Genomic DNA, 10466 nt, shown 5'->3' on the forward strand with positions numbered 1-10466 from the left:
CACCAGATCGCTCACACCCCACCAACGACCCAGAACCCGAATCGTTTCGGATCAATAGGACGATGAGGTGCATACCGCCAGCGTAAGCACCACTGTCCAGCCGTCCGCTGGCCGGTGAACGTCCCACAACGTCCTTGCTCGTCGTCACCCGACTGGGCTTGTATGACCTCTGTGAACGAGCGACTTCACTCCGTACTCGCCCAGCGCGGCGTAAATCCCGAATCGCTCGCCGAGGCCTGTGAGGTAGACCCGAAGACCGTCAGCCGCTGGCTTGGCGGACGCGTACCCCATCCGCGGCACCGCTTCCGTGCCGCTCAGCACCTACGGGTCGAGGAGACCTTCCTCTGGCCGACACCGCCCTCCCGTGGCGGACGGACCGCCACCGGGTTAGGCAGCGAGATCGTCGGGACCTACCAGAACCGGGCCAGCGTCCCCCGCGACACATGGCTCGCCCTGCTCCAAGGCGCACAGCAGCAGATCGACGTCATGGTCCTGTCCGGCACGTTCTTCGCACAGACCAACCCGCACGTCGCCAAGATGCTCGCCGAGCGCGCGGCCGACGGCGTCCACATCCGCCTCTGCTTCGGTGACCCGACCGGCCAGGCCGCCGCTCTCCGGGGCCGTGAGGAAGGCATCGGCGACACGCTCGCCGCCAAGATCCGCGCCTCCCTCACGTACTACCGGCCGCTGCTGTCCGAGGCCGGATGCGAGGTGCGGCTCCACGACAGCACCCTCTACAACTCCCTCTTCCGCTACGACGGCAATCTGCTGGTAAACCCACACGTGTGGGGACAACCAGCCAGCGCCAACCCGCTGTTGCACCTTCGGCGGGTGGATGCCGCTGGCTGGTTCGACAACTACGCTCAAAGCTTCGACGTAGTCTGGGCCGGCGCGCGGCCCTGGCAACCCGACCAGGAGGGGACCGCCACGCATGGGCAGGACTGAGTACTACAACGACCCCGACGCCCCCAAGGCGAACACCCTCATCCCCGCCAGCAACCTGCTCGTCGTCGACGACAGCGGCGCCATCCTCCTCCAGCGCCGCCGCGACACCGGCCAGTGGGCCCTGCCCGGCGGCGCCCAGGACATCGGCGAGACCGCCGCCGAGTGCGCGGTACGCGAATGCCTGGAGGAGACCGGCATCGTCGCCGAGATCACCGGCTTCCTCGGCGTCTACACCAACCCCCACCACATCGTCGCCTACACCGACGGCGAGATCCGCCAGCAGTACGAGAACACCTACATCGGCCGCCCCGTCGGCGGGCAGCCCACCATCAACGACGAGGCCGACGGCGTCCGCTTCGTCCAACCCGCCGACCTGAACAGCTACGACATCCACCCCAGCATGCGCCAGCAGATCGGCGACTACCTCGCCGGCACCTACCCCTACCTCGGCTGACCCGCCAACGCAGCCTCCACCCGCTCCACCGCGGCGAAGATCTCCGGCGACGCCCGACGGATGAACCGCCCCACCACGCTGTCAGCCCCGTAGCGCCCCAGAATCTCCGCGACCCGATCCTGCGCGGTGGTACGCGCACCATCGGGCGTCGTCGTCATGTCGCAGTACACGAGCGCATCCACCAACAGCGGCTCCTCCAGCAACGGAAACTCCGCCTCCAGCACCTCGCGGAACCCACGCTCCTCGGCCTCCAGCAACGCGCAGGAGTGGTTCGCCACAAGCCGCACCAGCCGCTCGTCGGCCCCGTGCTCCTCTCGAAGGAACCGTGCCCCGTCGAGCGGGTGGAACCCCGTCGTAGCCAAGCGAGGCGCGTAGCCGACATCGTGCAGCGTAGCGGCGGCTACCAAGAGGTGAGCGTCCTCACCAAGGACACGTGCCAGTCCGGCGGCGCGAGCCGCAACCCCTTGCGAATGAGCCCACCGCCGGGGAAGCTCCACCGCAAGTTCCGCTTCCCCGACATGCAGGGCCCACACAGCCGTCGATTCGTCCATGACGTCGTCTCTTCCCACGGAAGTCAGCCCTTAGCCAAGCACCACCGGGGTCCGGCGCGCCGCCGTACGCCGGTGGGCGGTCCGGCACTCGGCAGGGCACTGGACTCCGACACATCGCCCGCCAGCCGAGGCGAGACAGCGTGGCGGGCCTGCTACCACTCCAGCGGAGACCGGTGTCGTGAAGCCGGGCCCCTACGCCGCGGCCTCCGCGTCGCCGCCCGCCCCCCACAGGCAGGTCATCGGGGGCCCCGCCCGCCGCGGACGGCGGGCGGGGCACGGCGCCGGAGTGCTACGCGTCCCCGGCGTCCATCAGGGTGCCCATCCACTCCTCCACCGCGTCCGGCGTGCGGGGCAGCGCGGAGGACATCAGGCGCGCGCCGTCGGCGGTGACGACGAGGTCGTCCTCGATGCGGACGCCGATGCCGCGCAGCTCCGGCGGCAGGGTGAGGTCGTCGGGCTGGAGGTACAGGCCCGGCTCGACGGTGAGGACCTGGCCAGCCTCCAGGACGCCGTCGAGGTAGGCGTCGGCCCTGGCCTGGCCGCAGTCGTGGACGTCCAGGCCCAGCATGTGGCCGCTGGAACAGAGCGTGTAGCGGCGGTGCAGATCGCCCTCGGCGTCCTTCAGCACGCCCCACTCGGCGAGGCCCTCCGCGATGACCCGCATGGCGGCCTCGTGGAAGTCGCGGAACCGGGCGCCCGGCCGCAGCGCCGCGATGCCCGCCTCCTGCGCGGCGAGCACCAGTTCGTACACCTGGCGCTGGACCGGGGAGAAGCGGCCCGACAGGGGCAGGGTGCGGGTGATGTCGGCGGTGTACAGGGTGTCGGTCTCGACGCCCGCGTCCAGCAGGAGCAGCGTGGAGGGGTCGAGCGGGCCGTCGTTGCGGGTCCAGTGCAGCACGCAGGCGTGGGCGCCGGACGCGGCGATGGTCTCGTAGCCGAGGCCGTTGCCCTCCGCGCGGGCCCGCAGGCCGAAGACCCCTTCGACCCAGCGTTCGCCGCGGGGGTGGGCGAGCGCCCGGGGCAGGGCCCGTACGACGTCCTCGAAGCCGGCCGCGGTGTGGTCGACGGCCAGTTGGAGCTGGTCCACCTCCCAGGCGTCCTTGACCAGGCGCAGTTCGGACAGGGCCGCCGCCAGCTCCGGGTCGGCGGACGGCTCCCGGCCGGGCGGCAGGCCGCCGCCCAGCTCGTCGAGGTGGGCGCAGCGTATGCCGGTCATGCGCTCGGCCTCGGCGAGGTCCGCGCGGCGTCCGACCCAGAACTCGCCGTAGCGGCGGTCGCGGAAGAACGCGGTGTCGACCTGGCCGTCGGCCCCGGCGGTGCGCGGTGAGCGGGGGCGCAGGTACAGCACCGCCTCGTGGGCGTGCGGTCCCGACGGTTCCAGCACCAGGACGTGGCCTGCCTGGTCCTCGCCGGTCAGGCCGGTCAGCCAGGCGTACGCGCTGTGCGGGCGGAAGCGGTGGTCGACGTCGTGGGAGCGGACCTTCAACTCGCCCGCCGGGACGACGAGCCGCTCACCGGGGAAGCGCGCGGAGAGCCGGGCGCGGCGGGCCGGCGTGTGGTCGCGGGCCGCGACGCGGGCGTCCTGCGGCAGGGGAGTGGGGGCCCACTGCTCGGCCATGAAACGGGCCAACTCGGTCGACACGGACAGGTCGTGGCTGCCGGTGCGGGGCCGGCCGGAGGGGGTGCTGTCGCTCATCGCGGGCTCCAGAACGCGTTGAGGGGTTGTCAGTGCAATTTCACATTACTATGTTACAGCTCACATTGCAGTGGCATGGACGCTTCAATCGAGGCGCCGACTCCGCCCTGCCGTGCGGATGTTCACGCCCGGACGCGGGCCGTGAGCACACCCCCACCCACCTCCCACACACCCAGAGGAGCCGCAAGGTGTCCCACAGACCTTCCGACCGCCGCATATCGCGGCCCGGACCACTGCGCGCGGCGCTGCTCACCACCGTCGTCGCCACGGCCCTGCTCGGCACGGCCACAGGCACCGCGCCGGCCGCCCAGGCCGCCGCCGATGCCGCCCCGCAGCCGGTCCGCGCCGTCCCGGTCGCCGGCCCGGCCGCCGCCGACCCGCACCCCCACGACGAGGTCCTCCGCCTGGGGCGCGCCCCCAAGCCCGCCCCGGTCACCGCGAAGGCCCCGGGTGAGCGTGCGGCAGGCGGCAACACCCCGGGCCTGCACACCCTGGACGGTGCCGCGCCCGCCCGTGCGGCGGCCGCCGCGCACCGCACCGCCGCGGGGGTTGCCTGCACGCTCGACGGCGTCACCGGGCTCGCCCCCGACGCCTTCGCGGACTTCCTCGGCGACGGTGCGGTCACCGCCGACGGCTGCCTGCGCGACCTGATCTGGACGTGGGACGCCCGTCTCGCGCCCGTCATGTCCGACGCCCACGTCCAGGCCGTGTCGCAGCGCGCCGCCGCGCTCGCCGGGCAGCACGACGGCTCCAACTCCAGCAACCTGCTGGAGATGTTCACCTACCTCCACGCCGTCGTGTACCACGACTTCTCCCGCGAGGAGATCGACGTCACCGACGGGCCCACCGCCGACACCATGCGGGGCGCCATCGCCGCCTTCGGCGCCGCGCCCCGCACCTTCGACGAGACGGCGACCAACGCCCAGACCCTCCGCGAAGCGCTGTACGCCGGCAGCGCCAAGGGCCTGCGCCACTCGCAGCTCGACCTGATCCGCAAGGTGCTCGCCACCATGGACGGGTACTACCCGAACACCTACAAGGACCCGCACTGGGGCGGCGCCGCCCTGGCCGCGCTCTCCGTCAACTACCTGGGGATCTACCCCGGCAACGACGACCGCGCCTTCCGTGACGCCGTCGCCGCCGACACGCGCTACCGCGGCGCGTTCAAGAGGTTCGCGTACCACACCCACCTCAAGGGCACGCCGAACGAGTGGGTGGTGCGCGACGCGCTCTCCGAGTACGGGCGCTTCGGGCAGATCGACTCCCTGCGCGACGGGATCGTCTCCGACCTCGGCTCCCTCCTGAAGACGGTGACCACCCGCTTCGGCCACGGCAGCGAGCCCTGGGCGAACGTCGCCTCCTGGCTCGACCACTACGGGGCGTGCGAGCCGTACGGCGTCTGCAAGGACGACATCGAGCGGATGCTGTTCCCCCACACGTACACGTACGACAACGGCACCCTCAAGGTGCGCACCGGCCTCGACCGCGCCACCGTCGACCAGCTGTACTACGCGAGCAAGCAGGTCAAGGCGCAGTTCCACCGCGTCCTCGGCACCGACACGCCGCTCGCCGGCGACACCAACGCCGCGCTGAACACCGTCCTGTACGCCTCCCGGGCCGACTACGAGACCTACCACCCGCTGCTCACCGGCATGGGCACGGACAACGGCGGCATCTACATCGAGCGCGGCGCCACCTTCTACACCTACCAGCGGCGCGTCCCGCAGGACTCGCGCCTCACGCTGGAGGAGCTGTTCCGCCACGAGTACGTGCACTACCTCAACGGCCGCTGGGCGGTGCCCGGCTACTTCGGCGAGGGCCCCTGGTACCAGGGCGACCGCACCACCGCCATGGACGAGGGCACGGCCGAGTTCTTCGACGGGGCCACGCGCGACGACGGCGTCGCCGTGCGCAAGTCCCTGGTGGAGAGCGTCATCAGGGACACGGCGGGCGGCGGACCCCGCATGACCGTCGACCAGATCCTGCACGCCACGTACGGCGGCGACGGCTTCCGCTTCTACGCGTACGCGGGCACGTTCTTCGAGTACCTGTGGACGGAGCGGCCGTCCCTCCTCCAGGAGATGTACGGGCACCTGCGCGCCGACGACCCCGCCGCCTTCGACGCCTGGCGCGACCGGCTGGGCCGGGACGCCGGCGTCCAGCGCGGCTACGACGCCTTCCTCGACGCGCAGATCGAGCGGCTGCCCGACCTGTTCGTCCCCGACACCGCCCACACCCCGAACGACGGCCTGCGGGAGACCACGGCCGGCGCCGTCCGGGACGCCTTCGCCGGGGCGACCTCCAACACCCCGGAGTGCACCGGCAACGGCGACACCGGCATGCCGCGCTTCACCTGCATGGGCCGGATCACCTCCTGGCTCGCCGACGCGGGCAGCGCCGACCGGGTGTTCAAGGACATGTCCGAGACGGTCGACTACTTCCTGCTCGACAGGGCGGGGGCCGCCTCGCCCAACCTGGCGGACATGAACTGCTCCTTCGGCCCGGTCGACGTCTGGGACGACCGGACCGCGGGAACCTCCTCGTACACCTGCGAGGGCCCGCTGAAGAGGTGACCGGCGCGGCGGTCCCGCGCCGCCGTCGGCGGGTCTTGTGGGCGAGCAGTGCCATGTGAAATGTTACTGCTGTGCCCACGAGACCATCCGACACCTTCGACGCCGTGATCGTCGGTGCCGGAGTCGTCGGGGCGGCCTGCGCCTACTACGCGGCCCGCTCCGGCCTCTCCGTCGCCGTCGTCGACCGCGGCCCCGTCGCCGGCGGCACCACCGGGGCCGGCGAGGGCAACCTCCTCGTCTCCGACAAGGAACCCGGACCCGAGCTCGACCTCGCGCTCCTGTCCACCCGGCTCTGGCGCGAACTCGCCACGACCCTCCCCGCGGAGGCCGACGTCGAGTACGAGCCCAAGGGCGGTCTCGTCATCGCGTCCGACGAGACCGCTCTCGCCGCGCTCCGCGCCTTCGCGGACGGGCAGCGCACCGCCGGCGTCACCGCCCACGACGTGCCCGCCACCGAACTCCACGACCGGGAACCGCACCTGGCACCCGGCCTCGCCGGAGGCGTCCACTACCCGCAGGACGCCCAGGTCCAGCCCGCCCGCGCGGCGGCGGCCCTGCTGCGCGCCGCCCGCCACGCCGGCGCGGCGGTACGGCTCGGCGAGGAGGTCACCGCCGTCCTCACCGGCCCGCGCGGCGCGGTCCACGGCGTCCGCACCCCCCGCGGCGACCTGCACGCCCCGGCCGTCGTCAACGCCGCGGGCCCCTGGGGCGGCGACCTCGCCGCACTCGCCGGCACCCACCTGCCGGTCCTGCCGCGCCGCGGCTTCGTCCTCGTCACCGAACCCCTCCCGCCCGGGCTGGTCCGCCACAAGGTCTACGCCGCCGACTACGTCGCCGACGTCGCCAGCGGCTCCGCCGGCCTCCAGTCCTCCGCGGTCGTCGAGGGCACCCCCGCCGGGCCCGTCCTCATCGGCGCCACCCGCGAACGCGTCGGCTACGACCGCACGCTGTCGACCGAAGCCCTGCGCCGCCTCGCACGGCAGGCCGCCGCACTCTTCCCCCTCCTGGCCGACGCCCGCGCCCTGCGCGCCTACTGCGGCTTCCGGCCCTACCTGCCCGACCACCTCCCCGCGATCGGCCCCGACCCCCGCGTCCCCGGCCTGCACCACGCCTGCGGCCACGAAGGCGCCGGCATCGGCCTCGCCCCCGCCACCGGCCTCCTCGTCACCGCCGCCCTGCGCGGCGAGGAACCACCCCTGGACCCGGCGCCCTTCCGCCCCGACCGCTTCCCCGGAGCCGCCCGATGAGCCGCCCCCCGCGCACCGGCCCCCTCCGCCTCGTCCGGGCCGAGCCCGCCGACCCGTACCCCTTCACCTTCGACGGGCGCACCCTCACCGCCCTCCCCGGGCAGACCCTCGCCGCCGCCCTCTGGGCCGCCGGGATCCTCTCCTGGCGGACCACCCGCCGCGGCGGGGCGCCACGCGGCGCGTTCTGCGGCATCGGAAGCTGCTACGACTGCCTCGCCACCGTCAACGGCCGCCCCAACCAGCGCGCCTGCCTGATCCCCGTCCGCCCCGGCGACACCGTCACCACCCAGGAGGGCACCGGCCATGACAGCCCCCGCTGACCTCGCCGTCGTCGGGGCCGGCCCCGCCGGGCTCGCCGCCGCCGTCACCGCCGCCGACCTCGGGCTGTCCGTCACCCTCATCGACGCCGGCGAACGACCCGGCGGCCAGTTCTACCGGCACCCCGCACCCGCACTGCGCGCCCGGCGGCCCGAAGCCCTGCACCACGGATGGCGCCACTTCGCCGCCCGGGCCCGCCGCCTCGACGCCCACCGGGCCGCAGGCCGCGTCACCCACCTGCCGCTCCACCACGTGTGGACCGTCGTCCGCGACGACCCCGGAGCCGGCACCGGCGGCTGGACCCTGCACGCCGTCGCCGGACCCGACGAGACCCCGGCCACCGTGCGGGCCCGGGCCGTGCTCCTCGCCACCGGCGCGTACGAACGCCACCTGCCCTTCCCCGGCTGGACCCTGCCCGGCGTCGTCGCCGCGGGCGGCGCCCAGGCCATGCTGAAGTCAGGGCTCGTCCTGCCCGGCCCCGGGGCGCCCCCCGACCGGGCGCGGCCGCGGTCCCGGGTAAGGATCGTCGTCGCCGGCAGCGGACCGCTCCTGCTCGCCGTGGCGGGCTCCCTCGCCGCCGCGGGCGCCCGGGTGCCCGCCGTCGTCGAAGCCGCCGACTACACCCCGTACGCACACCATCTGCCCGCCCTCGCCCGCAACCCCGGCAAGCTCGCCGAAGGCGCCGTCCACGGCGGCGCCCTGCTCCGGCACGGCACCCGCCTGCTCACCCGGCACGCCGTCACCGCCGCCCACGGAACGACCCGCGTCGAAGCCGTCACCGTCACCCGGCTCGACCGCGACTGGCGCCCCGTGCCCGGCACCGCCCGCCGCATCCCCTGCGACGCCCTCGCCGTCGGCCACGGCCTCGTCCCCCAGCTCGAACTCGCCACCGGACTCGGCTGCGCCACCCGCCGCACCCCCGACGGCACCCCCGCCCTCACCCTCGACACCGACCAGGCCACCTCCGTGCCGGGCATCTGGGCCGCAGGCGAGACCGGCGGCGTCGGCGGCGCCGAACTGGCCCTCACCGAAGGCGAGATCGCCGCGGCGGCCGTCGCCCACACCCTGCGGGGCACCCCCCGCGACCCGCGCCGCACCGCCGCCCTCACCCGCCTCCGCGCCCGCCTGCGCGCCTTCGCCGACGCGATGGCCGGCGCCCACCGGCCCGGCACCGGCTGGGCCGACTGGCTCCGCCACGACACCGAGGTGTGCCGCTGCGAGGAGGTCACCGCCGACCGGATCCGCGAAGCCGTCACCGACCTCGGCGCCCGCGACGCCCGCACCGTCAAACTCCTCACCCGAGCAGGCATGGGCTGGTGCCAGGGCCGTATGTGCGGCCAGGCCGTCGCCCGCCTCGCCGGAGAGGAGCCCGCGCCCGACCGGCGCCCCCTGTCCTGCCCCGTCCCCCTGAAGAACCTGGCCCAGCTGCCCGAACCGCCGGACACCCACGAAGGAGCCCCCGCATGAGCACCCCCCGGACCACCGGTGCCCCCGCCGACACCCGCACGCGCCCCTGGCACGGCATCATGGTCGCCACCGCGCTGCCGCTGCGCGACGACCTGTCCGTCGACTACGACGCGTACGCCGAGCACGTCGCCCGGCTGATCGCCGACGGCTGCGACGGCGTCGTCCCCAACGGCTCCCTCGGCGAGTACCAGACCCTCACCGACGACGAGCGCGCCCGCGTGGTGCGCACCGCCGTCGACGCGGCGGGCGACGGCGCCCGCGTGATGCCCGGCGTGGCCGCCTACGGCAGCGCCGAGTCCCGCCGCTGGGCCGAGCAGGCCGCCGAACTCGGCTGCGGCTCCGTCCTCCTCCTGCCGCCCAACGCCTACCGCGCCGACGACACCGCCGTCCGCGCCCACTACACCGAGGTCGCCAAGGCCGGCGTCCCGGTCGTCGCCTACAACAACCCGTACGACACCAAGGTCGACCTCACGCCCGAACTGCTCGCCCGGCTCCACGCCGACGGCTCGATCGTCGCCGTGAAGGAGTTCAGCGGGGACGTCCGCCGCGCCTACGAGCTCGCCGAACTCGCCCCCGAACTGGACCTGCTGATCGGCGCCGACGACGTCCTGCTGGAACTCGCCCTCGCCGGCGCCGCCGGCTGGATCGCCGGCTACCCCAACGCCCTGCCCGGCGCCTGCGCCGCCCTGTACCGGGCGGCCGTCGCCCAGGACCTGGACCTCGCCCTGCCGCTGTACCGGGCGCTGCACCCGCTGCTGCGCTGGGACTCGAAGACCGAGTTCGTGCAGGCCATCAAACTGTCCATGGACATCGCAGGACGCCCCGGCGGCCCCACCCGCCCGCCGCGCGCACCGCTGACGGAGGAGCAGGCCGCCACCGTCCGCGCCGCCACGGAGAAGGCCCTCGCCGAGGGCATGGACCGCGTCGCGGACTGACCCGCGGCGCCCGGCGGCCACCCCCGCGTGCGAGCCGTCCTCGCCGTCCTCGCCGTCCTCGGCGTACGACCGCCGAGCGATCGGGGCACGGCACCGGGGAGCGGCGCGGCGCCGCCCCCGAGGAGCGGGGCGAGTCCGCTGCCGGGGGACGCGGCTACCGGCGGCGCTCCTGCCGACGGTAGTCCTGCCGCGGGACGCTCCTGCCGCGGGACGCGCCTGTCGGGGGACACTCCGACGGGAGGCCCCGCCGACCCCGGGCGGTCGCCCGCTCCCGCCCCAC

At 74.2% G+C, this 10466-nt stretch carries 9 protein-coding genes; 7 read left to right on the forward strand and 2 right to left on the reverse strand.

Annotated features, from left to right (window positions below; genetic code table 11):
- Positions 1 to 171 precede the first annotated feature (171 nt).
- Both BJP40_RS01480 and BJP40_RS01485 read left to right on the forward strand, forming a co-directional pair.
- A complete protein-coding gene (locus BJP40_RS01480; RefSeq protein WP_177204276.1) occupies positions 172 to 945 on the forward strand; it encodes an XRE family transcriptional regulator in 774 nt (257 codons plus the stop codon).
- Positions 932 to 1399, forward strand: a complete 468-nt coding sequence (locus BJP40_RS01485) for an NUDIX hydrolase (protein ID WP_071277892.1) — start codon at positions 932 to 934, stop codon at positions 1397 to 1399. Before BJP40_RS01480 ends, BJP40_RS01485 begins: the two co-directional genes overlap by 14 nt.
- On the opposite strand, the gene BJP40_RS01490 is transcribed toward BJP40_RS01485, so the two are convergent.
- Positions 1387 to 1950: an HD domain-containing protein gene (locus tag BJP40_RS01490; RefSeq protein ID WP_071277895.1), complete on the reverse strand. Its 564-nt coding sequence runs from the start codon at positions 1948 to 1950 to the stop codon at positions 1387 to 1389. The genes BJP40_RS01485 and BJP40_RS01490 overlap by 13 nt on opposite strands.
- A 289-nt stretch (positions 1951 to 2239) precedes the next feature.
- Positions 2240 to 3646: an aminopeptidase P family protein gene (locus BJP40_RS01495; RefSeq protein WP_071277897.1), complete on the reverse strand. Its 1407-nt coding sequence runs from the start codon at positions 3644 to 3646 to the stop codon at positions 2240 to 2242.
- Positions 3647 to 3834: 188 nt separating this feature from the next.
- Between BJP40_RS01495 and BJP40_RS01500 the strand changes: the two genes are divergently transcribed.
- From BJP40_RS01500 to BJP40_RS01520, 5 genes are all read left to right on the forward strand, one after another.
- The gene (locus tag BJP40_RS01500; RefSeq protein ID WP_226962385.1) at positions 3835 to 6219 is read left to right on the forward strand and encodes a collagenase; all 2385 of its coding nucleotides are present in this window, start codon (positions 3835 to 3837) and stop codon (positions 6217 to 6219) included.
- A 71-nt stretch (positions 6220 to 6290) separates the two neighbouring features.
- Positions 6291 to 7466, forward strand: a complete 1176-nt coding sequence (locus tag BJP40_RS01505; RefSeq protein ID WP_071277900.1) for an FAD-binding oxidoreductase — start codon at positions 6291 to 6293, stop codon at positions 7464 to 7466.
- Positions 7463 to 7786: a (2Fe-2S)-binding protein gene (locus tag BJP40_RS01510; protein ID WP_071277903.1), complete on the forward strand. Its 324-nt coding sequence runs from the start codon at positions 7463 to 7465 to the stop codon at positions 7784 to 7786. Before BJP40_RS01505 ends, BJP40_RS01510 begins: the two co-directional genes overlap by 4 nt.
- On the forward strand, positions 7770 to 9251 hold the full coding sequence (locus BJP40_RS01515; protein ID WP_071277906.1) for an NAD(P)/FAD-dependent oxidoreductase: 1482 nt from the start codon (positions 7770 to 7772) through the stop codon (positions 9249 to 9251). The genes BJP40_RS01510 and BJP40_RS01515 overlap by 17 nt, the downstream gene beginning before the upstream one ends.
- Positions 9248 to 10186: a dihydrodipicolinate synthase family protein gene (locus BJP40_RS01520; RefSeq protein WP_071277909.1), complete on the forward strand. Its 939-nt coding sequence runs from the start codon at positions 9248 to 9250 to the stop codon at positions 10184 to 10186. The genes BJP40_RS01515 and BJP40_RS01520 overlap by 4 nt, the downstream gene beginning before the upstream one ends.
- Positions 10187 to 10466 lie beyond the last annotated feature (280 nt).

This window comes from Streptomyces sp. CC53 (assembly GCF_001865245.1).
Lineage (GTDB): Bacteria > Actinomycetota > Actinomycetes > Streptomycetales > Streptomycetaceae > Streptomyces.